Origin of the sequence: Leyella stercorea (assembly GCF_019052365.1) — a bacterium.
In the GTDB taxonomy this organism is placed as follows: domain Bacteria; phylum Bacteroidota; class Bacteroidia; order Bacteroidales; family Bacteroidaceae; genus Prevotella.
The window spans coordinates 1-26318 of record NZ_JAHQUY010000027.1; the positions used below are offsets into that span (position 1 = coordinate 1).

The following is a 26318-nucleotide window of genomic DNA, read 5'->3' on the forward strand; positions in this document are numbered from 1 at the left end:
TTAATCCGTTGTAATTCTACACACTTGTCTGTGTTTTATTTTTACAACGGATTGAACGGATTAAACGGATTTTTTTTGCTTGGTATATTTAACAACGGATTAAACGGATTTACTGCTGATATTTTTTTAACAACGAATTTATCGGATTAAACGGATTTTTTAGGGGGTGCACTTGTCTCAAGTGCACCAACCGAGCAAGAAGTGCACCAACCGAGTAAGAGAACGGATTAGATGGATGTCTGCTGCATTAAATTAACAACGGATTTATCGGATTAAACGGATTCGATGGCTGCGTAATATTAACAACGGATTTATCGGATTTACTGCTGATATTTTTTTTACAACGGATTTATCGGATTAAACGGATTCGATGGCTGCGTAAAAAAATCCGTTTAATCCGTTGTTAAAAATATCGTTGGTTGCTTAAAGAATCCGTTTAATCCCCTGACTTCGTCACTCAAAAAACACTGGTTGATAAACAATATTTTGTATCTTTGCGTCACCTAATATTGGGTGACGCGAAAGGTATTTTAACTATGTTTATCAGAAAGAAAAGGCATCGTTCCGGCAATATCGGAGTTATAGTTGTCGAGAAAATCGGTGGCAAGATGAAGGAACTTGCCACAATTGGAGTCGCATATAATGTGCGAAGATAAAGAACGAAAGTCAGGAAGTGAAAGACTGGATACAGGAACAGCCTAAGCTAGACTGCCAGATGGTTGAATATGACAAAGGAGGGGGACGTCGTCTCCTGGTCGGCTATACTGATGACCGCGCAAAGAAAGATGCTTATACCGAGAGAAGGGAATACGCAGGTTGGAAAAGGCTTACAAGCATGGTGCGCTTAATGCCAAATGACCTTAATGGCCACGAACAATGGCGCACTTATGGGGCTCATTTATATGTCACTTATGGGGTTCATTTATATGTCACTCATGGGGTACATTCACATGTCACTTATTGGGGTACGCTTATATGTCACTCTTTGAAAGACAAGGGGTTAGGCTACCTATTTTATTAGAAATATTCTAAAAAACTTGGTGCATTCTTAACAAATAACTACTTTTGCAAAAAACATTAAGAATATGGAAAATTTCAAACTTTTCGATCCTATGACAATGGACAGCAATACGCTTCCAAATGTAGCAGGTAATTATGTTTTCCTTTTACGCAAAGGAAATCAGTTACCTAAAGTAGACATTGAGCCCCAAATACCCGAAGTCACTTTAGATGGTAATACTTATCAAGCAATCTATACCGGTATTGCAAGTGAGAGTCTCAGACAGAGGGTCTACCGCACTCACTTTGTAGGCAATAACGCAAGTCGTTCAACTTTGAGGAAATCTATAGGTAGCCTTTTCGGATATGATTTAATACCACGAAAAGAGGGTGATTTAAAACATAAAAAATTCAAACTGGCTGATGAAGAAAAGTTGACAGAATGGATGATGAGCAACCTGTTACTTGCCTTTGTTGAAAATGCTGACCCTGAGTCGATGGAAGTCAAACTTATCGCAGAGCTAAATCCGCCTCTAAATCTTGACAAAAACACCAACATGGTGAATAAAGAGTTCAGAGCCTTGTTAAGTAAGTTGAGATGCAGACCTGTTATTTGATCTGCAGAACACTTCACTTCTTCTATGAAAACAACAATAAAAAAAACAATACATACACAATCTTGTTATCCTATAAATGGAGGAAAAATGGTAAAAATTATCCGTAGAAACGTCAACTTTAACAGAGAAACCAACAATTATAAATGTAAGTTTAACGATAGCTCAACCTTTGATATTTTAAGAGTAGAATGCTCTTATAATGGAGAAACAAAAGTGTATGAGATAGAGTCAAAATACCTGACAGACAGAGATACTATCAGATTCTATGCCTATCAGAACAGTGAATCATTCACTATTGTATGGCAAAAAGCTGTTGCAGATTATATAAAGGAGATAAAGTTATGAATCTCTACCAAGTAGAAATAACAACAGACGCAGACTTCGTTACCATAACTGTTAATGCAGATGATGAAAACGAAGCTGTTTCAATTGGACTCGGTATGTTTGATGCAGGACAATTAGACACAGCAGGCTCTTTTGTTGTAAATATCGCAGCCTTTCCGGCTTGTATTTAAAAAGAAATAAGTAGGTGTCTATTAGAGCTTAATCCGTTGTAATTCTACACACTTGTCTGTGTTTTATTTTTACAACGGATTGAACGGATTTTTTAGGGGGCGCACTTGTCTCAAGTGCACCAACCGAGTAAGAGAACGGATTAGATGGATGTCTGCTGTATTAAATTAACAACGGATTTATCTCTCGCACACTAACATCCGTGCAGATCCGAAATCTGTGGGAGAATATCGATTTTGCTCGGTTGGTGCACTTGAGACAAGTGCACCCCCTGGAAAGCACCCAAACTCCGTTTAATCCGCTTAATCCGTTGTTAAAAAATATCGTTGGCTGCTTAAAAAATCCGATTAATCCGTTGTTAACTTAACCAATGTTTTCTTACCTCGAATTAGGTTGATGCCTAAGAAATGGTTGTTACCACGAACAGGTAACGGCATTACATCTATGGTGTAACGATGTTACATATATGTGGTAATGGCATTTTCTCTATGCGGTAATTCTGCTTGGGATGTTTAACAACGGATTTTTGTGCTCCACCCTCCTACGAAAAAGCCACGCTTCCCGATGGAAAGCGTGGCTTTGTTTTGATTTATGCGGTGTGCGGCGTACGCCGCCCGTCACATTTCTTATTATTAAACGCTCCGATTACATGCGCTCCGGCACCTCGATGCCGAGCAGCGCCATGCCGTTCTTCAGCGTCTTGCCTACGTTCTGAGCGAGCACGAGGCGCACCACCTTCTCCTCTTCGGTGTCGGCACCGAGGATAGAGTAGTCGTGGTAGAACTGGTTGAACGCCTTTGTCAGCTCATAGCAGTAGTTGGCGATGCCGCTTGGTGAGTAGTCTTTGCCAGCCTGCTCTACAGCCGCACCGAACTCGTTGAGCTTCTGTATAAGCTCAATCTCCTTCTCGTTGAGCGGCATTGTGCCCTCGAGAGTAGTCGGGATGCTGATGCCCTCAGCCTGAGCCTTGCGCAGGATAGAGCGGATACGAGCGTATGTGTACTGGATGAACGGACCGGTGTTGCCGTTGAAGTCGATAGACTCCTCTGGGTTGAAGAGCATGTTCTTGCGAGCGTCAACCTTAAGGATGAAGTACTTCAGTGCGCCAAGACCCACGATGCGTGCAATCTCGTTGCGCTCCTCCTCGCTCATGTCCTTGAACTTGCCCAGCTCCTCGCTTGTCTGCTTGGCGTCAGCCACCATTGCTGCAATCAGGTCGTCGGCGTCTACGACAGTACCCTCGCGGCTCTTCATCTTACCGTTAGGCAGCTCCACCATACCGTAAGAGAAGTGTACGAGCTCCTTGCCCCACTTGAAGCCGAGGCGGTCGAGCAGGATAGAGAGCACCTGGAAGTGGTAGTTCTGCTCGTTGCCCACGACGTAGATCATCTTGTCGATGGGGAAGTCGTTGAAGCGCATCTCGGCTGTGCCGATGTCCTGAGTCATGTATACGCTGGTGCCGTCGCTGCGCAGCAGCAACTTCTGGTCGAGACCCTCGTTGGTGAGGTCAGCCCATACCGAGTTGTCGTCCTTGCGGAAGAACAGGCCCTTAGCCAATCCCTCTTCCACCTTCTTCTTGCCTACGAGGTAGGTGTTCGACTCGTAGTAGATCTTGTCGAAGCCCACGCCGAGCGCCTTGTATGTCTCGTCGAATCCGGCGTATACCCAGTCGTTCATCTTCTTCCAGAGCGCACGCACCTCGGGGTCGTTCTGCTCCCACTTCACGAGCATCTCGTGAGCCTCCTTGATGAGCGGCGACTCTTCCTTCGCCTTCTTCTCAGCCTGCTCCTCGTCCATGCCCTCAGCCACGAACTTAGCCTTCAGCTCAGCCACCTCAGCGCGGTAGTGCTTGTCGAACGCCACGTAGTAGTCGCCGATGAGGTGGTCGCCCTTCTTGCCCGAAGTCTCCGGAGTCTCGCCGTTGCCGAACTTCAGCCAAGCCAGCATCGACTTGCAGATATGAATACCGCGGTCGTTCACGATGTTGGTCTTCACCACTCGGTTGCCGTTAGCCTCCATGATCTGCGCCAGCGACCATCCGAGCAGGTTGTTGCGCACGTGTCCGAGGTGGAGCGGCTTGTTGGTGTTAGGCGACGAATACTCTATCATCACGAGCGGCGAAGCCTCGGTGACGGGCTTCTCGCCGAACTTCTCGTTCTGGTTCATCTCGTTGAGCAGTCCGAGCCACGCCTTCTTGTCGATGACGATGTTGAGGAAGCCGCCCACAGCGTTGAAGTCGGCGATAGCCTCGCAGTTCTGCTTGATGTACTCGCCGATTTCGCGCGCCGTCTCGTCGGGCTTCTTGCGCGAAATCTTAAGGAACGGGAACACTACGAGCGTGAGGTTGCCCTCAAACTCCTTCTTGGTCTTCTGAAGCTGCACCATCTTTTCGGGCACTTCCTGACCGTAAAGCTCTTTCACTGCCGCCAGGGCAGCGTTGATAATCTGCTGTTCTATTGTCATTGTTATATTGTATTTTTATATGCGATTACGCCGCATTACACACAACCTGTTACACCTTAATTATGTATAATGCTAAATGTTCAGTGCAAAGTTACAAATATTATTGCACAGAACGCCCCCGATAGCCGGCTTAATTGCAAACTGCGTATTGCAATACGCCATGCGTACGCCGCAATTTCTGATTATTTAACAAAAATAAGATAATGCGATGCAAATTTTGTACGTATGAAACGTGGGTTTATAGAAGATTTTTAATACCTTTGCGGTGGAATTTAAAGGATAATACAATTCACATCTAATAAATAATTATTTTTAAAAATGGCAAAGTTAGATTTGACACAGTACGGCATTACTGGTTCTACAGTAATCGCTCACAATCCTTCTTACGAGCAGTTGTTCGAAGAGGAGACAAAGGCAGGTCTCGAGGGCTTCGAAGTAGGTCAGCAGACAGAGCTTGGTGCAGTTAACGTTATGACAGGTATCTACACCGGTCGTTCTCCTAAGGACAAGTACATCGTGATGGACGAGAACTCTAAGGACACTGTATGGTGGACAACAGAGGAGTACAAGAACGATAACCACCCGATGTCTGAGGAAGTTTGGCACAAGGTTAAGGCTATCGCTAAGGAAGAGCTCTGCAACAAGAACCTCTATGTAGTAGATGGTTTCTGCGGTGCTAACAAGGATACACGTATGGCTGTTCGTTTCATCGTTGAGGTTGCTTGGCAGGCTCACTTCGTAACAAACATGTTCATCCGTCCGACAGCAGAGGAGCTCGAGAAGTTCGAGCCTGACTTTGTTGTATACAACGCTTCTAAGGCAAAGGTTGCTGACTACAAGGAGCTCGGCCTCCACTCTGAGACTTGTGTAGCATTCAACACAACAAGCCGCGAGCAGGTTATCATCAACACATGGTACGGCGGTGAGATGAAGAAGGGTATGTTCTCTATGATGAACTACTACCTCCCGTTGAAGGGCATCGCTTCTATGCACTGCTCAGCTAACTGCGACAAGAACGGTCAGAACACAGCTATCTTCTTCGGCCTCTCTGGTACAGGTAAGACTACTCTGTCTACAGACCCGAAGCGTCTGCTCATCGGTGACGACGAGCACGGATGGGACGACAACGGCATCTTCAACTTCGAGGGTGGCTGCTACGCTAAGGTTATCAACCTCGACAAGGAGTCAGAGCCGGACATCTACAACGCTATCCGCCGCAACGCTCTCCTCGAGAACGTAACAGTTGACGCTAACGGTAAGATCGACTTCGCTGACAAGAGCGTTACAGAGAACACACGTGTTTCTTACCCGATCTTCCACATCAACAACATCCAGCCGGGTTCTTCTGCACCAGCTGCTAAGCAGGTTATCTTCCTCTCAGCTGACGCATTCGGCGTACTGCCTCCGGTTTCTATCCTGACACCGGCACAGACTCAGTACTACTTCCTCTCAGGCTTCACAGCTAAGTTGGCAGGTACAGAGCGTGGCATCACAGAGCCGACTCCGACATTCTCTGCTTGCTTCGGTCAGGCATTCCTCGAGCTGCACCCGACAAAGTACGCTCAGGAGCTCGTTAAGAAGATGGAGAAGAACAACGCTAAGGCTTACCTCGTAAACACTGGCTGGAACGGCACAGGCAAGCGTATCTCTATCCGCGACACACGTGGTATCATCGACGCTATCCTCAACGGCGACATCGACAAGGCTCCTACAAAGCAGATCCCGATGTTCGACTTCAAGGTTCCGACAGAGCTTCCTGGTGTAGCTACTGAGATTCTTGATCCGCGCGACACTTACGCTGAGGCTTCTCAGTGGGAGGAGAAGGCTAAGGACCTCGCTGCTCGCTTCATCAAGAACTTCGCTAAGTACACAAACAACGAGGCTGGTAAGGCTCTCGTTGCTGCTGGTCCTCAGCTCTAATCCATACGTAAGTATGGGTCTGACAGCGTAAGCTCTTCGCTTCAGCGCAAGAGCTTGCGTCATTCGTAGACTTTACGATAAAGACCAAATAAATAAAGGTCTGCTTCCCTTGCGGGAGGCAGACCTTTTTGCTTTTATAGCCTTTGAGCCTTTGAGGCTTTTCTGAGCCTTTCTAAGCCTTTCTGAGCCTTTTTATTTTCTAAGCCTTTCTGAGCCTTCTTGAGCCTTTCTGAGCCTTTTTATTTTCTAAGCCTTTCTGAGCCAAGGAAGAACTGCTAACTAAGCCCTCCCCGATGGGGAGGGTTGGGAGGGGCTTTTACTCCGCGTACTCATTGAAGCACGGCGTGGTTGCAAGCACAGCCTGCACATCGTCTATTGTGCCCTCGAACGGACCGCTGTGTTCCAGTTTGCGTGTACACATGGCAGCCGCGAAGCGTCCAGACTCCTCTACGTCCATGCCCTGCGCACGACACCACAGATAACCAGCCGAGTAGGTGTCGCCACAACCCGTAGCGTCCACAATCTCCTTCGGCTCATAAGCCGGTATATCGTGGAACTCGCCGTCGACGAGGATGATAGAACCATAGCTTCCGAGCGTCACGCACACCTCCTTAACGCCCCATTCAGCCAGACGGAGCGCAGCCATGCGCGGGTTGCGCAGTCCGGTAATCACCTCCATCTCGTGCTCGTTCACCTTAATGATGTCGGTGTTAGCGAGTATCTCGCGCTTCTCAGCCCAGTCGATGGCGAACACCTCCTGATTGCGCACCTCGCGCAGATAGCCCTGAGCGTCGATAGAAATCTTGCCCTTCGTAGACAGATACTTCACAAGCTCCGGCGAGATGTCGTCGTTGAGCAGCGTACCGAGGTGGTAGACGCGTGCATCCACGTTCTTCATCTCCTCGATGGTGAACGGATCGGCACGCTCGAGCACACGCTGAGTGCGGTCGTTCTGGTCTTCGCCGTACTTGTTCTCGAAGTAAACGGTGTGGCTGCTTGGGTAAGTAAGCACGTCGATGCCCACGTTGCGCATGTCCTCTACAGCTTTCATCTCGCCCTCTCCGAGTTTCGTCACAAGCTGGAACGAAACATTGTCGGGCAGATGGTTTATGGCATAAGAGAAGTAAAAAGACGTGCCGCCAGCCATGTATACGGTCTGGCGCGGGGTGATGATCTTGTCTTTCGTGATGTGTCCTATGCAACAAATATCCTTCATACTTATATCTTTAAAGTTGTTTTATTTTGCGATGATTATGCTTGGCTCGTCAGTCCATACGCTGTTGGCGCCCTTCTGCAGTTGTGCTGTGCGCAGCAGCGTGCCGTTCAGCGTGTAGATGTATGCAGTCTGCGCCTTGTGTGAGTGGAGCGTTGTCCACTGCTTGCCTGCCACCTTCACTGGGAATGTGGTGCTGGAGTCGGCTGCGGCGTCCGTAATAGCGTCTGTCGGAGCGTCGGGCAGGTCAGCCACAACGTTGCCGAACTTGGTCCAGAAGCCCGTGGCGCGATAAGCAGCCTCGCTCGAAGCCGGCACGTGCAGCGTTACGTTCTGCGGACGACACTGAGCGAACGGATAGCTGTCGGTGTTGCTGCCTTCGGGCGGCGTCTGTGCGTAGCTGTAGATGTCCGTAAGATACTGGCATCCGCAGAATGCGTTGTCGCCAAGCGCCTCCAGGCTTGCCGGAAGCTTGATCTGCGTGAGCATCGGGCAGTTGCGGAAGCACTCGCTGCCGATATATCGCAGCGTCTCGGGCAGTTTCAGGTCGGCAAGACTGGTGCAACCCATGAACTGCATTGAGCGTAGCGTGTCGATGCGCAGCTCCAGGTTGAGTGCCGTCACGAACATATTGCCCACGAACGGCGACATACCGTCGGTGTTGTCGAATCCGCGTACGGTGTATTCTATGCCTTCGTAAGCGATTGTGGCTGGAATGGTGATTGCTCCGGTGTACATGTTGCCGCTCGGGAAAGTCACCTCAGCGAAGTTGCCGTCGCCGGCATATATCGCCTTGTAGTCGATGCCATCGTATGTGAAGCGCTGCGGCAGAGCGGGCAGGTCGTCGGTGAAGCGCTGGAACATGCTCCACTTGCTGCTCTGCTGGAAAGCACCGGCAAGACCCTGCTGCACGTGAACCGTCACCTTGCCAGGGTTGGCAAGTCCGTCGAAAGCGTCAGCCGCCACGCAGTCGGGCGACGACGGATGAGCGTAGATGTCCGCTAGAGCCTGACATCCGCTGAACAACTTGCTGCCGGTAGCCTGCAAGCATACGGGCAACGAGATAGATTGCAGAGCCGAGCAGCCACTGAACGTTTCGCTACCAATCTGCTTCAGCGAGCGAGGCAGCACACAACTGCTGAGACGGCTGAAGTTCTTGAACGTAGCGCCGAACAGTCCCTGCGGAGTGGTGGCGTTCTCAAGGTCAATCAGCTTCAGCGACTGCAGTGAAGAGAGATACTGCAAGTCCTCGTTGTTGAGTTCGCCCGTTATTGTGAGCGCCTCTACAGCGTCGGCGTCAGCCGTGGCCTTATTGATGGCAGCCTTGAGCTGACCGGGTTTCTCAACGTTGACGTTGCACTCAGCCACAAGCTGCTCTGCCGTGTATCCCTTCGCCTTGATGTAGAGCGTGTCGGCGGTGAGCTGCACGCCGTCGGTGTGCGCCGTGTAAGCCTTTCCGTCGAGACTCAGCATGTCGAGACTTTTCTCGACGTTGCCGTCGAAGCTCACCTTATATATATATGTAGAACCGAGGAGCGGTTTTCCGTTGTATGTCTTGTTCTGCGCATTGCTGCAATCGATGGTGGCGTTCTTCGCATCTACAACTACCTCCACCACCGGCACCTTGCGCTCGTATGCCTGCACTACGACCTCTCTGCCCAGCGCGTTGAGCACCGGCAGCCACTTCGTAGCGCCGTCCGCACACGCCATGAGCTGCAGATAGTAGCCCTTTGCGGCATTGTTCTTCGCCGTCAGTTCGAAGTCGACGGCTTGCGTGCTGCCTCCGTTCATGTCAATCTGCTTGCTGCCCAACGATTCCACTACCGATCCGTCGGCTTTACAGAGGTTCCACTGCAGCTTGCCTCGCCATGTGCTGAGCGCCGAGAGCGCCGAGAGGTGTACGCTTTGCTTTTCGCCCGCCTTCAATGAAGATATTGTGGTGCAGAATCCTTCATATTTGCCCTCGCAGTCGAGCTGTAGCGGTGCGGCTTTCTCAGCCTTCACGGGTGTGATGCCTATCACAGCCTGCTGCTTGTTGGCGAACTCGAAGTTGCGGTCGGTCGATGTTATGGCTGATATGGCGAAGAAGCCGTTGCCGCTGCCGTTCCATCCGAAGTTGAAGTGGAAGAGGTTGTCGCGGTAGCCGTCGAGCACGAAGCCGTGCGCTCCGCGTCCTTGTATCGATTCGCCGGTGTAGATAACCGGTCGGTTGCTGTCAATCTCCTTGCGCATCATGCCGTCCCACGTAGCGGCGTCGTAGTCGCTCGCTGTGAGCAGACGCGCCGTAGCTCCGTAGCGGAAGTATTGCTGCAGCGCCACGGGCACGAGTGTCTGTCGTGCTCCGCTGCTCTCCGCGTCGTAGTACATCTCGACCGACACGCCCAAGTGGCGCATGAGCACAGCCACGGCATTGGCTTGCGCGTCGTTGTACGACTCGTAGCTTACGGGCATGTTCGCCCAATCGTAGTGCGTCGAGCCGAAGTTGGCTGTCATCACCGAGTCTTTCCAGATATGCGTCTTGCTGCCGCTGCCCACGTCGGGCCACTGGTGGTAGCGCATCACGATAGCCATCGCCGTAGCGGCGCATCCCGTGGGGTAGTGCTGCGGCGTGAGGTTGTTGAACGGTGCCCACTGTCCCCAAGCTGCTGTGCTGAGCAGGCGTTCGCCCTTATAGAGAGCCGAACGGGCGGGCGTTGTAGCGGCGCTGCTGGCAGCGTTGCCCAGTGCGTTGTACTGCGCCGTGTATCCTTCGAGCAAGTCGGCGAGTCCGTCGGGTATAGCGTTGCCAGCGAGCGGTCGGTCGGTGTAGCCGAGAATGCGCTGCATGCGCTCGTCGCCCGACACGATGAGTAACTGTTTCTCACGTTCGTCGGTGAAGAGGTAGAAGGCTTCCGCCTGCTTTTCGTCGCGCGCCTTCTTCAGCAGATGGCGTCCGCTTTTGTTGTTGATGCGCAGTAGGCTGACTGCAGTTTTGTTGTCGTTAGCCAGAAAGAAGTTTTCAGCCACTTTCTGTGCCTCGGCCAAGGTTCGCTTCTGTGCGTTTGTGGGCGCTGCCACTGCCAGCAGAACGAACAATGCTGTGAATAGTTGTGCTCGCATAAGAGTCAATAGTATTTTGAATGTTATAGTATCTTAGGCTTCTATTGTGCTGAAACCCATATAGAGTATGTTTAAAAGCAACATGCAAAGTTAGATAAAACTTTTGAAAATGAGCCGTTTTTTGTGGCGTTTGTTGCGAAGGGCAGTGTTAAAACTGTCTGTATATGCGCCATGCCGCCATTGTCTGGTGCCATAAGGCCATAAAAACCAACTTGCCGCACAACGCCTCGTTGAGGGTCGTGCGGCAAGCAAATCATTAGTATGTTATGAATTTTTTTGGTGAGCCGGAGACTTCACAGCCTCAACTCGTTTGGTGTTTTAACTAAACATGATTTTATTGAGAAAGCATAGAAATTGTCTTTTTTGTCTTACTTGAGCATGGAGATGTCGTGCTGTTCCAACTGCTGTGGCACGGCGTCTGCGTCTGCCTTCTTCACCGAGTCGAGGTGAGCCGAGTCGTTGAGCGCCACCGACACTCCAGGCACGGGCTGCGTAGAGTAGACTTCCGGCATCGCCGTGTTGCTCGCATCGTTGCTCTGGAACGAGAGCTGCGCAGCCTGTGTCAGTGTGAGCACTATTGCTACCATTGCTGCCGCCTTGAAGAGTGGTGCGAAGCGTTGGCTGATGCGTATCGGCTGTGCCTTCACCTTCAGCTCCTGCGGCTCGTCGATCATGGACATGATACGCTCGTCGAAGTCGTCGCCGAGGCGGTCGGTCTTCGTTTCGGTCTGCTCGTAATTGAAGAGCGGACGATACTTTGCGAGTTCCTCCGGCACGCAAATCTGGCTGAAGAACGAGCGCAGTATCTGCTCTTCCTCAAGCGATGTCTCGCCCTTCCAGTAGCGGTCCAAGAGTTGGTTTATGTATTTATAGTCCATATTTACGATGTTGTTATATTGAGATGTTGAGGTGTTGAGATGTTGAGGTGTTTGGGTATTGAGCCTCTCGTTATATCTCTCGGGGTGTTCTTGGGTGTTTCTATATGTACGACGATTGAACGGAGAAAAGGTTACAGAGAAATTGTGCTTTTAACGCCCTTTAACAAAATTCGCTTTTAGGGGTGTCTTTTAGGGGGTATCTTTTAGGGGGTGCACTTGTCTCAAGTGCACCAACAAAGCAAAAGGAGCACCAACAAAGCAAAAGGAGCACCAACAGAATGGTAGGTGCACTTCTTGCTCTTGCAAGCGGCAAAGCCGAGCGGAGCCCGTCTTTGACCACATTATTAGTTTTACCGGACAGCAATAGTTTCTTATATTTTCGCAGTAAAACCTCACGAAAAGTCATCGTCACCCGAACGGAATCCGATTGGACGGCGAACGGAATCCGATTGGACGGCGGACGCAATCTGATTGGACGGCGGACGCAAACGGTGAGAAAAGCTTAGGCTGTGTATCACTCGAAATGTCAGTTGAACCAAAAATAAACCCCGAAGTCCATTTTTACTGAGCTTCGGGGAGGATATTTATGCTCTTTGCAGTTTTACCGGACAGCAATAATTGAGAATCAAAGTCCGTAGTTGTCGTAGCGTTCGAATTGCTGTTTTATTGTCTGTCTGGCGCGGAATATGTTCACCTTCACCTGCTCCTCCGTGATGCCGAGCACGGTGCCAATCTCCTTGTATGTCTTGCCCTCGATGTCGCGCAGCTGCATGCAGGCACGCTGCTTCTCTGGCAGAGCGTCGATGAGCTGTCGCACAATCTGCACCTTCTCGCGTTGTACGGTGCGCTCGTACGGGTTAGCCGTCGCCGTAGGGTTGCTGTCTACGGGCGTGTCGTCGAGCGACGCGTTCTGGTTCTCGTGCAGTCGCAGTCGGTCGAGCGCCATGTTGCGGCAGACGGTGAGTGCGAACGCCTCGATGTTCTCGATGGTGTCCCACGAGTCGCGACGGTTCCAGACACGTATGAGCGTGTCCTGCACGATGTCCTCAGCCTCCTCGCGGCTCAGCGTGATGCGTAGCGCGAGGCGGTAAAGGATATCCTTCATTGGCAATATGTCGCTTGCGAAACTAATCTTTTTCATTCGAGAACTTTTTATTTGTTTTTTTAGGGGGTGCACTTGTCTCAAGTGCACCATCATAATATAAGTGCACCATCCAAGTACAAGTGCACCATCCAAGTTAATAGCACTATTTTTTTGTTGGTGCAGCTGAGACAGCTGCACCCCCTGAGAGATCCAAGTTAATAGCACTATTTTTTTGTTGGTGCAGCTGGGACAGCTGCACCCCCTGAAGTAGCCAAGTTAATAGCGCCATTTTGTTTGTTGGTGCAGCTGGGACAGCTGCACCCCCTGAAGTAGCCAAGTTAATAGTGCCATTTTGTTTATTGGTGCAGCTGGGACAGCTGCACCCCCTGAAGTTAGCTGTAGCTCCTTCTATAGCGTTACGACGAACGTGGCGTGGTATCCTGCTTGTGGGCGTTCGGCGAGAGCGAGGTCGCCGCCCTGCGCCATCATCATCTGGCGAGAGAGCGAGAGACCGATGCCCGAGCCCGTGCGCTTCGTGGTGAAGAACGGTACGAACACCTCGCGCGCCACCTCAGCCGCTATCGGCGTGCCGTCGTTGCTGATGAGCAGTTGCGTGCACTGGTCGGTGCGTTGTGCGCAGATATCTATGTTGTGCGCGCCAGCCTCCGCCGCATTCTTCACGATGTTGGTCAGCACCTGGTGCATCATGCTTGCGTCGGCGCGCAGCGTCTGCATGTCGTTGATGTCCATGTGCCAGGCGAGAGTGGGATAGAGCGCTTGCAGGTTGGAGACGAGTCGCTGCAGGTCAATCTCCTCGAAGCTCACCGTCTGCAGCTGCGTCATCTTGCGGTAGCTCTCCACGAATGCCGACAGGCTGCGACTCGTGTCGTATATCGCCTGGATGCCCTCCTCGAGCGGCGTTCCCTTCACCATCTTGCTGCCTATATACGCCTGTGTGATGCTCTGTATCGGCGTCACGGCGTTCATTATCTCGTGCGTCAACACGCGTGTCAGCCGCTGCCACGACTCCACCTCGCTGCGTGCCATCAGCTTGTTAATCTCTCCGCCCATCTCGTTGAGCATCTTCTGCAGGTCGCGCTCGCCGGGCATGATGCTGTCCGTTGGCAGTCGGAACATGAAGTCGCGGTTGCGCAGCGCCTCGCGCATAAGGCGCACTCGGGTGGAGAGGCGTCGCTGGTGGAGCCACTCAAAGACGAAAAGCACTACGAGGAGTGCGGCGAGAAGAATTGTTATATATGGTGCCATGTTGTGATGTTGAGATGTTGAGGTGGTGAGATGTTGAGGTGGTGAGGTGGTGAGGTGGTGAGATGTTGAGATATGATGTTGAGATGTTGTTTTGTTGAGATGTTGAGATTTCTCACTATTGTCACCACATCACCACCTCACCATTACAACATCATATCTCACCACCACACCATCTCACCATCTCAACCTTTTAACTTCCTATACAGCGTCTGCCTCGTTATTCCTAACAGTTCCGCCGCCTTGCTCATGTTGCCGTGACACTGGTCCACCACGCGATGCACGTGCTGCTGTTCGAGTTCGTCGAGCGTCACCACCTCGCGACTCTTCTCCACCGCGTCGCGCAGCGTGCGCACCAGTTCGTCGTTGTCCCAAGGCTTTGTCACGAAGTCGGCAGCCCCGTTCTTCAGTCCCTTCACCGCCAACTGCACGTCGGCATACGCCGTCATCAGCACCACCGGTGTGTCGGGATGCAGCTTCTTCAGTGTGCGCAGCCAGAAAAGTCCGTCCTGCCCCGTGTTCACGCCTAATGAGAAGTTCATGTCGAGCAGCACCACGTCAACATGCTCCTCGCTCATAGTGGCTACGAGCCGGTCCGTATTGCTGAGTGTCACGATGCGCGTGAACACCCCTGCAAGACAAATCTTCAAGGCGGTGAGTATCGCCGGGTTGTCGTCGACGATGAGTATCGTGTTGTAATAGTTGCTCATATTAAGCACTTTATGTTTCTACTGCAAAAGTACAAAAAAAAGTGCAAGCCACTGGCACATGTGTATCATTTTCATACACTCTGCTGTATGATAATCATACAACCGCCGTTTTTCCCCTGCCAACCCCTTCCGTTTGCTTGTGTAAAGACGTAAATTTGCAGCAGAAACAAAACAGAAACGATATGAACCGATTACTCGTCACCCTATCCCTCGTGCTTGCCACGATGACCGTTGAGGCAGCAGAGCCGTGGAGCGTGGAGCGCTGCATGGAGTACGCCGCCGAGCACAGTCACACGGTGCGCCTGCAGCAGTACGACCTCGACGCAAGTCGCACCGAACGCACACGCGCCATCGGCGCCTTCCTGCCCGACGTGTATGGATCGGTAGGCGCACAGATGAACTTCGGACGCGCCATCGACCCCGAGACCAACACCTACACCGATGTTAATACCTTCTATAACGGCTACGGCTTGCAGGCGTCGCTCGTCGTCTTCGACGGCTTGCAGCGCTACAACGAACTGCGCATGGCTCGCGCCAATGTGGCGATGGGTAGGTCGGCGTTGCAGGCGGAGAAAGACGCCGTGCGACTGAGGGTGTACAAGGCGTGCATGGATTTGCTCTACTGCGAGGGTGCCGTGGAACACACCAGCCGCAAACGCGACGAGAGTCGTGCGCTGCTCCATCAAGTAGAAGTGATGGCTGAGGTGGGGCAGAAGAGCGAAGCCGACGTGGCGCAGATGCGAGCTACACTGGCTGCCGACGACTACGAGCTGACACACATGCAGAGCCAGACCACGAAGGCGCTGCTCGCGCTGAAGCAGCAGATGAACTTCCCCATCGCCGACACGCTCATCGTTGAGAAGCCTTCGGTAGACGCTCCGCTACAGTCTTCAGACAATGCGTATAATATATATAATGTGGCGCTCGCAACCAATCCGCGCATAGCGCAGGCTGAGAGCAGTGTGGCTGCAGCCCGCTACGCCTTGCGCGCAGCCCGCGGCGCCTTCCTGCCAACGCTCTCTCTCTCCGGTGGCGTCTCCACCTCGTTCTACCGCAATATGGATGTGGGTGGACACGCTCCGTTCAGCAAGCAGTTCAAGAACAACGCCGGCGAATACGTGGCTCTCTCGCTGAGCATTCCTATTTTCAACCGTCTCGGCTCCGTTTCCTCCGTTCGCTCGCGCCGCATAGCTCTCGACCGGGCACGCGAATCGCTCTGCTACGAGCGCTCCGAGCTGCAGCGCATCATTGCCGAAGCTGTCGCTGACGTGGAGAACAGCGCCAAGGAGGTGCAGAAGATGAAGGATCAGGTTGAGGCTGACAGCTTAGCCGCCTATCTCACTACGCGCAAGTTCGAGGAGGGCATGGCGTCGTCTATCGACGTGCGCACGGCGGCGGTCACGCTCCTGCAAAGCCGTGTAAAACTGCTGCAGAGCCAGCTCACAATGATGTACAACCGCCAGGTGCTGGCGTACTATGAAAAGTAAAAAAGCCCCTCCCAACCCTCCCCATCGGGGAGGGCTTAGTAAACAATGCTTAGAAAGGCATAAAGAGGCTTAGAGAGGCTTAAAAAGGCTTAGTTTAAAAAAATAACCATTATGGACCGACAAATAGAAAAGAAATCATTCCTCCGCCGCTACGCATGGTATATTGCTGCGGCTGCCGCACTCGCTGCGTTTCTCGTGTGGATAGTGCTCGGCACAACCGCCAATACGATGACTGTAGACGCCATAGACATCACCATCAGCGACGTCACTCGCGGCAAGTTCGACGACTATGTGCGTCTCAACGGACAGGTGCTGCCTATCCAGGTGGTGCAGATCTCGCCCGAGGAGGGCGGCATAGTGCGCGAGAAGGTTGTGGAGGAGGGTACACGCGTCAGAAAGGGCGACGTGATACTCCGACTCAGCAACAGCAATCTCGACCTGCAGATTCTGAATGCTGAGGCCGAACTCGCCGAGAAGCAGAACCTGCTGCGCAACACGCAGGTGGCGATGCAGCAGGACCGACTCAACAACCGCACCGAGCAGGCTACGCTCGACACCGACTGCGACCGCAAGCGCCGCGCCTACGAACAGAACGCACGCCTCTACAAGGAGCGCCTCATCAGCAAGGAGGTGTATCTGCAGAGTCGTGAGGACTATAAGCTCGCACGCCGCAAGCAGAGTCTTATCTCGCAGCGCCTGAAGCAGGACAGTCTCTACCGCCACGTGCAGATGGCGCAGATGGAGGACAACCTCGACAACATGCGCAAGAACGTGCTCTTAGTGCGCGACCGCAAGAACAAGCTCGAGGTGCGCTCGGCTATCGACGGCGAACTCGGACTGCTCGACGTTGAGTTGGGACAGAACATCGCTGCCGGACAGAACATCGGACAGATAAACGACCTCTCCGACTTCAAGGTGCAGGCGCAGATTGACGAGCACTACATCGACCGCGTGCGTCCCGGTCTCTCGGCTTCGTTCAGTCGCGACGGCAAGACCTACCGGCTGCGTGTGCGCAAGGTATATCCCGAAGTGCGCAACGGAACGTTCCGCACCGACTTTGTCTTCGTCGGCGAACGCCCGGCGCAGATGCGCAGCGGACAGACTTTCTACGTGGAGCTGGCTCTCGGCAAGTCGCAGCAGGCCACGCTCATACCGCGCGGCACGTTCTTCCAGACCACCGGCGGCAACTGGATATTCGTGCTCGACAAGTCGGGACGCAAGGCCTACCGCCGCAACATCAGCATAGCCCGCCAGAACCCGCAATACTACGAGGTAACAGACGGACTGGAACCTGGCGAGCGCGTCATCACCAGCGGATACGAAGCGTTTAAGGATAACGAGGTGCTGGTGATAAAGTAAAAGCCCCTCCCAACCCTCCCCGTCGGGGAGGGCTTAGTTACCATTGATTTCTCAAGGCTTAGAAAGGCTTAAAGAGGCTTAGTTTTCCCAAGGCTTAGAAAGGCTTAAAGAGGCTTAGAGAGGCCTATTCCCCCCCCCCAAAAAAAAAAAATAAATAGCATAAATTATGATAAAGACTCAGAACCTTACCAAGGTCTTCCGCACGGAAGAAGTGGAGACAGTCGCCCTCAACGGCGTTAGTATAAATGTAGAAGACGGCGAGTTCGTCGCCATAATGGGACCGAGCGGCTGCGGCAAGTCGACACTGCTGAACATCCTCGGACTCCTCGACAATCCCGACTCGGGCGACTATCTGCTCGACGGCGAATCCGTGGCTAACCTTAAGGAGAAGGACCGCACACGCTACCGTCGCGGACGTATCGGCTTCGTGTTCCAGAGCTTCAACCTCATCGACGAACTTACCGTTGAGGAGAATGTCGACCTGCAGCTGCGCTATATGGGCGTAGCGGCGAAGGAACGCCGCGAGCGTGTTACGGAGATTCTGCGCAAGGTGGGCTTGAGCCACCGCGCAAAGCACTATCCGCAGCAGCTCTCGGGCGGTCAGCAGCAGCGTGTGGCGATAGCTCGCGCCGTGGTGGGCAAGCCGAAACTGATTCTCGCCGACGAGCCTACGGGTAATCTCGACTCGAAGAGCGGTCTGGCTGTCATGGAACTGCTCTCGCAGCTCAATGCCGAGGGCACAACAATCGTAATGGTGACCCACTCGCAGCACGATGCGCAGATGGCAAGCCGCATCATCAACCTCTTCGACGGACAGGTTGTGGAGGGCAGTTCTTTTAGTTTATAATTGAGAATTGAGAGTTGAGAGTTGTCTCGGTTGAGAATTGAAAGTTGAGAGTTGAAAGTTATGATATGCACTATAGATGATATGTACTAATGATATTGTGTTTCGTACAATTCTAAATGATAATCATCGCTCGGCTTTGCCGCTTGCATAAGCAAGAACTCTCAAGGTAATCATAACTCTAAACTCTCAACTTTCAATTCTCAACAGAGACAACTCTCAATTCTCAACAAAATAAAACATCATAAATAATGAAGACATTCCTATATATGTTCCGCCGCTACCGCATAGCCACGCTGCTCAACCTCTTCGGCTTGAGTGTGGCTGTAGCGACGTTCTACCTGTTCATGACACAGGTGATATACAACCGCACGTACAACCACAACATCAACGACTACGAGCATACGTACCGCCTCGAAATCTACGGCAATCTGTTCGGCGACAACTGGGGTTGCACTATCTGCCGCCCGTTCGCCTCAATGCTGAAGGATGTACCGCAGGTTAAGAGCGTTGTCTATTACTGTCCGTATGTCAATAAGACCGATGTTAAGGTGAACAACCGCACCATAACCGTGCCTGTAGTGAACATGAGCAAGCCTGGCATCGAGTTCTTTACCGGCAAACTCATCTCCGGCTCAAGTAAGTCATGGGGCACTGGAGCTACTGCCATCGTTAACCGCAGCACAGCCGAGAAGATGTTCGGCACGGCGAACGCTGCTGGCAAGACGTTCGAAATCAACACCGACGATGGCGGAATGAAACCCATCACCGTGGTGGGCGTGAGCGAGGATATGCCCGACAACTGCACCATACCCAACGGCATGTATCTCTGCGATAACGAAAGCGGAATGACCGACTGGAGCGAGTGGAGCTACTATATATATGTGCGACTTGACAATGGCGCAAGTCCTGAAAAGGTAGTGCGTGGCTTGAAACAGGGCTTCATGAAAGCCCAAGGCATCAGTCCTAAAGACGAGAAAGAGTTTGACAAGCAGATGAAGTTCAGAATAACCTCCGTTGACGACGTCTATTTCTCTGGCATCGGACAGCAGGACAAGGGCAACCGCAGCCTTGTCGACGTGCTCACCGTGACTTCTGTCTTCGTGCTGTTCATCGCCCTGCTCAATCTGCTCAACTTCCAGCTCTCTGAGGTGCCGATGCGTATGCGCGGCATCAACACACGCCGTGTGATGGGAGCCTCTGTTGGCGGTCTGCGCCTTAAGATGATAATGGAGAGCGTGCTGTTCGCCTTTGTGGCTTTGATAGTCGGCGTTCTGTTTGTAGTGGCGTTCCAGCGCAGCGAGGCGTGCATGAAGCTCGTTTCGGGCGACATCAGCTTCTCGGCACACTGGTTGCTTGCCGCCGTCATGGCTGTGTCGGCACTCGTCGTGGGAGCGTTGGCGGCTGTTGTGCCGGCGTTCTACAGCACGTCGTTCGCTCCGGCTTTGGTGCTGAAAGGATCGTTCGGACTCTCGCCGCGCGGCAGACAGCTGCGTCTGGCGATAATGGCGGTGCAGTTCTGCGTGGCTTTCGTGCTCGCTATATATATAGGTGTAATGTCGAGCCAGTCGAACTACATCTTCAACTGCGACTACGGCTTCAACAAGAACGAGGTGTTCTACGCATGGCTCTCTAATGAGGCAAAGGCGAAGCGCGAGACGATACGCACCGAACTGAAGAAGCTTCCGTTCGTGGAGAGCGTGGGCTTCGCGCAGAGCGCCATCGGCGCAAGTGATGCTTATATGGGCTGGGGACGTGGCGACGATGAGCATCAGATGTCGCTGCAGGTGCTGCCCTGCGACTATGAGTATACGCAAACTATGGGACTGAAGATTCTGGAGGGTCGCAACTTCAACGAGGCTGACATGAAGACGGGTGCCTACGTGCTCAACAAGGCTGCCATGCAGCAGTACAAATGGCTCGCCGTGGGCGACTCTATCGGTCGTCAGAACGAATGGGGACCTATGGCAAACTATCTCATTGTGGGTGTCTGCAACAACTTCAAGCTGAAGTCGATGCGCAACGACAACAGTCGTGTGGCTATAGCGTTCATCATCTTCGGACCGGACATGGAGCAGTGGGGCGACCGCTGCAACCGGGTGTTCGTGCGCGTCGCAAAGGGGCAGGACAAGGTGGAGGCAAAACGCCGCATAGCCGACGTGCTCAACCGTCTTGACGCGTCGCAGAAGTACGAAATGAACTTCCTCGACAACGACCTGCAGCAGACCTACGTCGAGGAGTTCCGCTTCATATCGCAGGTGAAGTTCTTCGCCATCATCTGCATCATCATCACCGTTATCGGTGTGTTCTCGCTGACGATGTTCGAGACCGAGTATCGCCGCAAGGAGATTGGCATACGCAAGGTGATGGGTTCGTCGGTTGGTTCTATCGTGCGCCTCTTCGCCATGCGCTACACCGTGCCGCTCGTGGTGTCGTTCGCCGTTGCTGCTCCCGTGGGCTGGTGGCTCAGTATGCAGTGGCTGCAGAGCTTCGCCGAGCACACGCCGCTCCACTGGTGGCTCTTCCCGCTCAGCTTCGTCGGTGTCTCTGCCGTTGTCATTGCGACGGTCGTGGCGCAGTCGTGGCGCGTAGCGACGCAGAACCCGGTGGAAAGCATCAAGACAGAGTGATGGTGAGATGGTGAGGTGGTGAGATGTTGAGATATGCTGTTTTGAATTGTTTGGCGAAAATATCCACCATATCTGCCAGCATCGCCGTAACACTCACGGTATAAGAACAATAAAGGCTGGTAGATAGACTGGGAAATGCAAAATCTTCCAGTCTATCTACCAGCCTTTCTGTCAGTCGTTACTTGCTGTGATATATTCTTCCACAGAACTTCTCCCCCTTAAAGCACCATAACTTCTGTGTAAATCTGTGTGATCTGTGGGAGGCTCTTCTCTGCAAGAAGATTCTGTGCGTTCCGTGCCTTCTGTGGGAGAACCACTTCTTGCTTGGTTGGTGCAGCAGAGACTGCTGCACCCCCTAGGATTGCATCTGTAGGAGGCTATTCCAAGAATGAGGGTGCGTGGATATGGCAAGAACTGAAAGTCAGCGGCGCGTAGCGGAAAGCTAATGCCATACCCTCCTATTGCACGACTCTCCGCGCTTTACGCCTCGCGGTGCTCTGCGATAGCCTTTTTGATGAGCATCTCGAGCTCCTCGCAGAGTTCGGGGTTGTCCTTCAGCAGAGTCTTTGTAGCGTCGCGACCCTGCGCCAGCTTCGAGCCATTGTAGCTGTACCACGAGCCCGACTTCTGGATGATGCCGTACTCTACGCCGAGGTCTACAATCTCGCCAACCTTTGAGATGCCCTCGCCGAACATAATCTCGAACTCGGTCTTGCGGAACGGAGGCGCCACCTTGTTCTTGATCACCTTCACGCGCACCTGATTGCCGATGATCTGGTCGCCGTCCTTGATGCCCGTCACCTTGCGGATGTCGAGGCGCACCGAAGCGTAGAACTTCAGGGCGTTACCGCCGGTGGTTGTCTCGGGGTTGCCGAACATCACACCGATCTTCTCGCGCAACTGGTTGATGAAGATACACGTAGTATTGGTCTTCGAGATTGTAGAGGTGAGCTTGCGCAGTGCCTGCGACATAAGACGAGCCTGCAGACCCACCTTGTTGTCGCCCATGTCGCCCTCAATCTCCGCCTTCGGAGTGAGCGCAGCCACAGAGTCGATGACGATGATGTCGATAGCCGATGAGCGGATGAGCTGGTCGGCAATCTCGAGTGCCTGCTCGCCGTTGTCGGGCTGCGAGATCCAGAGGTTGTCTACGTCTACGCCGAGCTTTGCTGCGTAGAAGCGGTCGAAGGCGTGCTCGGCGTCGATGAATGCTGCGATGCCGCCTGCCTTCTGTGCTTCGGCGATGGCGTGGATGGCAAGCGTTGTCTTACCTGACGACTCCGGGCCGTATATCTCGATGATTCTGCCCTTCGGGTAGCCGCCGACACCGAGTGCGGCGTCGAGACCGATGCTACCGGTAGGGATTACCTCGACGTTCTCCACCTGCTCGTCGCCGAGTTTCATGATGGAGCCCTTGCCGAAGTCCTTCTCTATCTTTGACATCGCAGCCTGGAGGGCTTTGAGCTTGCCCGCCTGGTCGATGTTCATTTCTTCTTTTGCCATTTCTTTTTGAGTTTTGAATTTTGAATTATAATTCAATGTCTACATTGAACAGCTCGTGCCACGGCAGACCCTGCTTGTTGAGCTGCTCCATGAACGGATCCGGATCGAACTCCTCTACGTTCCAAACGCCCGGCTTGCGCCACAGACCCTTGAAGAACATCATTGCGCCGATCATAGCCGGAACACCTGTTGTGTAGCTTACGCCCTGCATGCCGGTCTCCTTGTAGGCAGCCTCGTGCGAGCAGTTGTTGTAGACGTAGTAGGTCTGCTCCTTGCCGTCCTTGATGCCACGGATGCGGCAGCCGATAGAAGTCTGTCCGTCGTAGTTCTCGCCGAGGTCCTGCGGGTTAGGCAGCACAGCCTTGAGGAACTGCAGCGGCACGATCTTCACCTTCACCTTCTCCGAAGGATTGTCGGCGAGCGGAGCCTCGTATGTTATCTCGTCGATGCGCGACATGCCGAGGTTCTGGATGCAGTCGAGGTATGTGAGATACTGCTGGCCGAAAGTCATCCAGAAGCGAGCGCGCTTGATGGTCGGGTAGTTCTTCACGAGCGACTCTATCTCCTCGTGGTGGAGCAGGTAGCTTTCCTTCGGACCCACCTCCGGGTATGTGAGCGGCTTGTGAATCTCGAGCGGAGCTGTCTCCACCCATTTGCCGTCCTCCCAGTAGAGACCCTTCTGAGTGATCTCGCGGATGTTGATCTCCGGGTTGAAGTTGGTAGCGAACGCCTTGTGGTGGTTGCCGGCGTTGCAGTCTACGATGTCGAGATACTGAATCTCGTCGAAGTGGTGCTTAGCTGCGTAAGCGGTGAAGATGCTTGTAACGCCCGGGTCGAAGCCGCAGCCTAGAATAGCTGTCAGACCAGCCTCTTCGAAGCGCTTCTTGTAAGCCCACTGCCAAGAATACTCGAAGTGAGCCTCGTCCTTCGGCTCATAGTTGGCGGTGTCGAGGTACGAGCATCCGCAAGCCAGACAAGCCTCCATAATGGTGAGGTCCTGATATGGCAGGGCGAGGTTGATGACCAGTTCCGGCTTGTAGTCGTTGAAGAGAGCCTTGAGCTGCTCAACGTCGTCAGCGTCCACCTGAGCGGTCTTGATGTTGGGGTTGCCGATTGCCTCGACAATGCGGTCACACTTCGACTTCGTGCGGCTTGCAATCATGAAGTCGGTGAAAACGTCAGCGTTCTGCGCAATCTTGAACGCTGCAACTGTAGCGACGCCACCGGCGCCGATCATAAGTACTTTTCCCATTGTTTCTATTTTTTTAGTTTGTTGTTTTTTTTGTTTTACTATGGGCTAGGTTTTTCTGGGTTTTCTAGGTTAACTAGTTTTTCTAGAACACCTAGAACACCTAGAAAGCCTATTCCCCTAGCACTCCAGCCCACCGCTTTACAGCTCGTTGCCCTTTATTCCGAGGGCGTTCATGAGCGAGTAGCCTAAGATTTCCTGCTTGAAGTTGCCACCTTCGAGGGGCTGCATGGCGAAGAGCGTAATGCGCTTCTCCTCGTCGTCAACGTCGCGCAGGGCGTGGCGCAGAGCGTCCCAGAGAGCGGGGTGCTCAGCGTTGGGGATAGCCATCACGCGGTGCACGTCCTTGTGGTTGACCACGGTCTTGAGGATGTCGAGGAAGAAGTCGTCGTGCTTCACCACCTCCTCTACGGGGTAGGAGCTGAGCACGAACTCGCCCAGTCGGTCCTTGAACGCCTTTGCGTTGAGGTCTGCCTCGTAGTTGCCGGGCGCGAAGTTCTCGAGCGCAGCCTTCTCCTTAGAGTGGATGAAGATGACCTGCGTCTCGCCCTCGCTGTCGCGGCTCTCGCGCATTCCGCCGTCGAGCGCCACGCAATCGATCCAGCGTGCGAGGTCGGCTTTCGGGATGCGTCTGCCGAGCATGCGTTCGAAGTTGACAGAGAGGTTGAAGGCTACGGAGTCGACATAGTCGCCGTCTACGAGGATTATGTTGCGACTCCAGTTGGTATTGTTGAATTGCTGTATGTCCATTTCTTTTTTATTCGTAGCGGAGGTCTCCGGCCTCCGCAGCAAGCAATAATATTTGTTCTATTTGGTGATGCGGAGGCCGGAGACCTCCGCTACGGAGTACTACTTCACTATTTCCTTTGTAACCCTGCGCTCGCCGTCGGCGTATGTCACGCTCTTCAGCACGATGGCGCCCTTAGCAGGTGTCGCGATTTGTGCACCCTCCATAGAGTAGTAGCGTGTGCTGACCGACTGCTTCGCTGCGGTGTTGCTGCTGATGCCCGTCGGGTCGAAGTCGTAGAGTGCGCGGTCGGAAGCGGTCGCTGTGCCGTCGACGGTGTAGACGCTCTCCACGTGCAGCTTCTTAGCCTGCAGATTGTGGAAGTAGACCACCTTCTGCGTGCCGTTGTTCACGAAGTCGAAGTTGTCGGTGAAGCCGAACGGAATCTCGTCCATGTCCTTTGTGAGGTGGGTGTAGAGGTCGGTGGTGAACGTATAGCGCTTGCCGTCGGCGTAGATGCGGTAGCTCAGCTTGTCGGCGTTGATATACTCGCCGTCGACGTCCTCGGTCGGCATGTTGAACACGAGCGCCGAGTTCAGATCGTCCCACTGCAGGTCGGTCGGCATGGCAGGCTTGGCAGCGTGGTCGCCGGCGTAGTAGGTCATCGTCACGCCCGTGGCTGTCGTCACGAAGTTCTTAAGGTCGTATGTCGTCTCGCAGAGAAACGCCTTTTCGGGCGTCATCGTGAGCAGCTTGCGGTCGTCGGAGAAGTTGAAGTTGATTGTGCGGAGGAACTCGTAGTTCATGTCCTCGTCCACGCTCACCGGCGCAATGCGGTAGAAGAAGAGGTCGGCGTCCTTCACAATCTGGAACGACGGGATGGAAGCCGTTGTGCCGCTGTACGTGCCCTCGTACACCTCCTCGGGCGACTTCGAAGCGAGTCCGCTGATGAAGAACTTGCCGTCGCTGAACGCTATCTTCACCTGGCGCGACGCCTTCACGCCGTTCGCATCCGTACCGCTGAGCACGTAGGTCTGCGGCTTCACACCCTTTGGGAATTCGAAGCGCACCAGTTCGCCGAGCGGTCGCAGCTCCATCGTGTAGAAGAATCCGAAGAAGCCAGCCTCGTCCTCCGTCTCTGCGTCCTCGTAGATGGCGAAGATGTCGCCGTTCTGCGTTGTCAGCTCGCCCTGAGAGCCGATGGCGAGGCGCGCCTCCTTCTCGAAGCTCGTTATGTTGCCCTCCTCGTCGGCGTGTACAATCTCAAGGTAGAGCGTCTTGGCGTCGTTCTGCACGAGCACCTGACCCGCCTTGATGACAATCTCCTCGCCCACCTTCTCGCCCTTCAGCCAGCTCTCCTTGGCTCCGCGGTAGTCGCGGTTGCCGCCCGGCGTGAGTCCGTTGAGATAGTAGGTGGTGCCGTCCTGGCGCACCGTCACCTTGCCGTTCGTATACTGCTGCTCGTAGAAGCCGTTGTTCTCGGTGTACGCCATGATGTACGCCTCGTCCTCGCCCTCGGGGTCGAAGATGGGCTTCTCGTCCTTAGGCACGCTCAGCTTGTGCATCAAAGCCTTGCTGGGAGCCTTCAGCACGCGCTCTGCAGGAGCAGCTGCATTGTTGGCTGATGTTGTTTTCAGAAGTGGTGCGTTGCCCGATACGGCGTCTTTGAACGACTGCGCGTTGGCAACTATTGCGGTGAGCACGAAGCCCAGCAGGAGTAGAGTCTTCTTCATAATCCGAATCGCTTAAAAGGTTATTAT

20 protein-coding genes and 1 pseudogene are annotated in these 26318 nt (G+C 53.1%); 9 read left to right on the forward strand and 12 right to left on the reverse strand.

Features of this window, described 5'->3' with window-relative positions; all coding sequences use genetic code 11:
- Positions 1–646 precede the first annotated feature (646 nt).
- The 4 genes and pseudogenes from KTQ90_RS14035 to KTQ90_RS06550 all read left to right on the forward strand — a co-directional run.
- Positions 647–846, forward strand: a pseudogene (locus tag KTQ90_RS14035) (IS1634 family transposase); the annotation flags it as partial.
- Between the two features lie 239 nt (positions 847–1085).
- A complete protein-coding gene (locus KTQ90_RS06540; RefSeq protein WP_217317675.1) occupies positions 1086–1616 on the forward strand; it encodes a GIY-YIG nuclease family protein in 531 nt (176 codons plus the stop codon).
- Between the two features lie 24 nt (positions 1617–1640).
- Positions 1641–1961 carry a hypothetical protein gene (locus KTQ90_RS06545; protein WP_217317676.1) on the forward strand — a complete coding sequence of 107 codons (321 nt, stop codon included), beginning with the start codon at positions 1641–1643 and terminating at the stop codon, positions 1959–1961.
- Entirely contained in the window at positions 1958–2131 is a 174-nt protein-coding gene (locus KTQ90_RS06550; protein ID WP_217317677.1) for a hypothetical protein, read from the forward strand. Before KTQ90_RS06545 ends, KTQ90_RS06550 begins: the two co-directional genes overlap by 4 nt.
- A 643-nt stretch (positions 2132–2774) precedes the next feature.
- Here the strand turns inward: KTQ90_RS06550 and argS are convergent.
- Entirely contained in the window at positions 2775–4592 is a 1818-nt protein-coding gene (argS, locus tag KTQ90_RS06555; protein WP_217317678.1) for an arginine--tRNA ligase, read from the reverse strand.
- 318 nt (positions 4593–4910) lie between these two features.
- On the opposite strand from argS, the gene pckA reads away from it, so the two are divergent.
- Positions 4911–6512 (forward strand): phosphoenolpyruvate carboxykinase (ATP), encoded by a 1602-nt coding sequence (gene pckA / locus KTQ90_RS06560; protein ID WP_217317679.1) that lies wholly within the window; start codon positions 4911–4913, stop codon positions 6510–6512.
- Between the two features lie 316 nt (positions 6513–6828).
- Here pckA and KTQ90_RS06565 read toward each other — a convergent pair whose 3' ends face one another.
- The 7 genes from KTQ90_RS06565 to KTQ90_RS06590 form a co-directional block, all read right to left on the reverse strand.
- Positions 6829–7728 carry a PfkB family carbohydrate kinase gene (locus KTQ90_RS06565; RefSeq protein ID WP_217317680.1) on the reverse strand — a complete coding sequence of 300 codons (900 nt, stop codon included), beginning with the start codon at positions 7726–7728 and terminating at the stop codon, positions 6829–6831.
- Positions 7729–7749: 21 nt separating this feature from the next.
- Positions 7750–10824 carry a C10 family peptidase gene (locus tag KTQ90_RS06570; protein ID WP_217317681.1) on the reverse strand — a complete coding sequence of 1025 codons (3075 nt, stop codon included), beginning with the start codon at positions 10822–10824 and terminating at the stop codon, positions 7750–7752.
- Positions 10825–11192: 368 nt separating this feature from the next.
- Positions 11193–11702 carry a hypothetical protein gene (locus tag KTQ90_RS06575; protein ID WP_022158965.1) on the reverse strand — a complete coding sequence of 170 codons (510 nt, stop codon included), beginning with the start codon at positions 11700–11702 and terminating at the stop codon, positions 11193–11195.
- Between the two features lie 625 nt (positions 11703–12327).
- Positions 12328–12843: an RNA polymerase sigma factor gene (locus tag KTQ90_RS06580; protein WP_217317682.1), complete on the reverse strand. Its 516-nt coding sequence runs from the start codon at positions 12841–12843 to the stop codon at positions 12328–12330.
- Positions 12844–13194: 351 nt separating this feature from the next.
- Positions 13195–14052 carry a sensor histidine kinase gene (locus tag KTQ90_RS06585; protein ID WP_217317683.1) on the reverse strand — a complete coding sequence of 286 codons (858 nt, stop codon included), beginning with the start codon at positions 14050–14052 and terminating at the stop codon, positions 13195–13197.
- A complete protein-coding gene (locus KTQ90_RS13870; RefSeq protein WP_302180500.1) occupies positions 14037–14168 on the reverse strand; it encodes a hypothetical protein in 132 nt (43 codons plus the stop codon). Before KTQ90_RS13870 ends, KTQ90_RS06585 begins: the two co-directional genes overlap by 16 nt.
- Before the next feature lie 66 nt (positions 14169–14234).
- Entirely contained in the window at positions 14235–14759 is a 525-nt protein-coding gene (locus KTQ90_RS06590) for a response regulator (RefSeq protein WP_217317684.1), read from the reverse strand.
- A 182-nt stretch (positions 14760–14941) separates the two neighbouring features.
- Here KTQ90_RS06590 and KTQ90_RS06595 point away from each other — a divergent pair, with 182 nt between their 5' ends.
- The 4 genes from KTQ90_RS06595 to KTQ90_RS06610 all read left to right on the forward strand — a co-directional run bounded on the left by KTQ90_RS06595 (position 14942) and on the right by KTQ90_RS06610 (position 21079).
- A complete protein-coding gene (locus tag KTQ90_RS06595; RefSeq protein WP_217317685.1) occupies positions 14942–16246 on the forward strand; it encodes a TolC family protein in 1305 nt (434 codons plus the stop codon).
- A gap of 111 nt (positions 16247–16357) precedes the next feature.
- Positions 16358–17605: an efflux RND transporter periplasmic adaptor subunit gene (locus KTQ90_RS06600; protein ID WP_217317686.1), complete on the forward strand. Its 1248-nt coding sequence runs from the start codon at positions 16358–16360 to the stop codon at positions 17603–17605.
- 166 nt (positions 17606–17771) lie between these two features.
- Entirely contained in the window at positions 17772–18452 is a 681-nt protein-coding gene (locus tag KTQ90_RS06605; protein WP_217317687.1) for an ABC transporter ATP-binding protein, read from the forward strand.
- Positions 18453–18700: 248 nt separating this feature from the next.
- Positions 18701–21079: an ABC transporter permease gene (locus KTQ90_RS06610; protein WP_217317688.1), complete on the forward strand. Its 2379-nt coding sequence runs from the start codon at positions 18701–18703 to the stop codon at positions 21077–21079.
- A 480-nt stretch (positions 21080–21559) separates the two neighbouring features.
- Here the strand turns inward: KTQ90_RS06610 and recA are convergent, their stop codons facing one another.
- The 4 genes from recA to KTQ90_RS06630 form a co-directional block, all read right to left on the reverse strand.
- Positions 21560–22582, reverse strand: coding sequence for a recombinase RecA (gene recA, locus KTQ90_RS06615; protein WP_022158958.1), 1023 nt, complete (start codon positions 22580–22582; stop codon positions 21560–21562).
- A 25-nt stretch (positions 22583–22607) separates the two neighbouring features.
- Positions 22608–23834 carry a saccharopine dehydrogenase family protein gene (locus tag KTQ90_RS06620; RefSeq protein WP_007900564.1) on the reverse strand — a complete coding sequence of 409 codons (1227 nt, stop codon included), beginning with the start codon at positions 23832–23834 and terminating at the stop codon, positions 22608–22610.
- 138 nt (positions 23835–23972) lie between these two features.
- Positions 23973–24581 (reverse strand): DUF6621 family protein, encoded by a 609-nt coding sequence (locus KTQ90_RS06625; protein ID WP_217317689.1) that lies wholly within the window; start codon positions 24579–24581, stop codon positions 23973–23975.
- 99 nt (positions 24582–24680) lie between these two features.
- Positions 24681–26291, reverse strand: coding sequence for a hypothetical protein (locus tag KTQ90_RS06630; RefSeq protein ID WP_217317690.1), 1611 nt, complete (start codon positions 26289–26291; stop codon positions 24681–24683).
- Positions 26292–26318 lie beyond the last annotated feature (27 nt).

What these genes read in the sequence shown, in the direction of transcription:
- KTQ90_RS06625 (WP_217317689.1), bottom strand. Translation starts at nt 24,581, where the DNA reads ATGGACATACAGCAATTCAACAATACCAACTGGAGTCGCAACATAATC.
- KTQ90_RS06545 (WP_217317676.1), top strand. Translation starts at nt 1,641, where the DNA reads ATGAAAACAACAATAAAAAAAACAATACATACACAATCTTGTTATCCT.
- KTQ90_RS06540 (WP_217317675.1), top strand. Translation starts at nt 1,086, where the DNA reads ATGGAAAATTTCAAACTTTTCGATCCTATGACAATGGACAGCAATACG.
- KTQ90_RS06600 (WP_217317686.1), top strand. Translation starts at nt 16,358, where the DNA reads ATGGACCGACAAATAGAAAAGAAATCATTCCTCCGCCGCTACGCATGG.
- KTQ90_RS06610 (WP_217317688.1), top strand. Translation starts at nt 18,701, where the DNA reads ATGAAGACATTCCTATATATGTTCCGCCGCTACCGCATAGCCACGCTG.
- KTQ90_RS06590 (WP_217317684.1), bottom strand. Translation starts at nt 14,759, where the DNA reads ATGAGCAACTATTACAACACGATACTCATCGTCGACGACAACCCGGCG.
- KTQ90_RS06580 (WP_217317682.1), bottom strand. Translation starts at nt 12,843, where the DNA reads ATGAAAAAGATTAGTTTCGCAAGCGACATATTGCCAATGAAGGATATC.
- recA (WP_022158958.1), bottom strand. Translation starts at nt 22,582, where the DNA reads ATGGCAAAAGAAGAAATGAACATCGACCAGGCGGGCAAGCTCAAAGCC.
- KTQ90_RS06595 (WP_217317685.1), top strand. Translation starts at nt 14,942, where the DNA reads ATGAACCGATTACTCGTCACCCTATCCCTCGTGCTTGCCACGATGACC.
- KTQ90_RS06605 (WP_217317687.1), top strand. Translation starts at nt 17,772, where the DNA reads ATGATAAAGACTCAGAACCTTACCAAGGTCTTCCGCACGGAAGAAGTG.
- KTQ90_RS06620 (WP_007900564.1), bottom strand. Translation starts at nt 23,834, where the DNA reads ATGGGAAAAGTACTTATGATCGGCGCCGGTGGCGTCGCTACAGTTGCA.
- argS (WP_217317678.1), bottom strand. Translation starts at nt 4,592, where the DNA reads ATGACAATAGAACAGCAGATTATCAACGCTGCCCTGGCGGCAGTGAAA.
- KTQ90_RS06575 (WP_022158965.1), bottom strand. Translation starts at nt 11,702, where the DNA reads ATGGACTATAAATACATAAACCAACTCTTGGACCGCTACTGGAAGGGC.
- KTQ90_RS06630 (WP_217317690.1), bottom strand. Translation starts at nt 26,291, where the DNA reads ATGAAGAAGACTCTACTCCTGCTGGGCTTCGTGCTCACCGCAATAGTT.
- KTQ90_RS06570 (WP_217317681.1), bottom strand. Translation starts at nt 10,824, where the DNA reads ATGCGAGCACAACTATTCACAGCATTGTTCGTTCTGCTGGCAGTGGCA.
- KTQ90_RS06550 (WP_217317677.1), top strand. Translation starts at nt 1,958, where the DNA reads ATGAATCTCTACCAAGTAGAAATAACAACAGACGCAGACTTCGTTACC.
- KTQ90_RS06565 (WP_217317680.1), bottom strand. Translation starts at nt 7,728, where the DNA reads ATGAAGGATATTTGTTGCATAGGACACATCACGAAAGACAAGATCATC.
- pckA (WP_217317679.1), top strand. Translation starts at nt 4,911, where the DNA reads ATGGCAAAGTTAGATTTGACACAGTACGGCATTACTGGTTCTACAGTA.
- KTQ90_RS06585 (WP_217317683.1), bottom strand. Translation starts at nt 14,052, where the DNA reads ATGGCACCATATATAACAATTCTTCTCGCCGCACTCCTCGTAGTGCTT.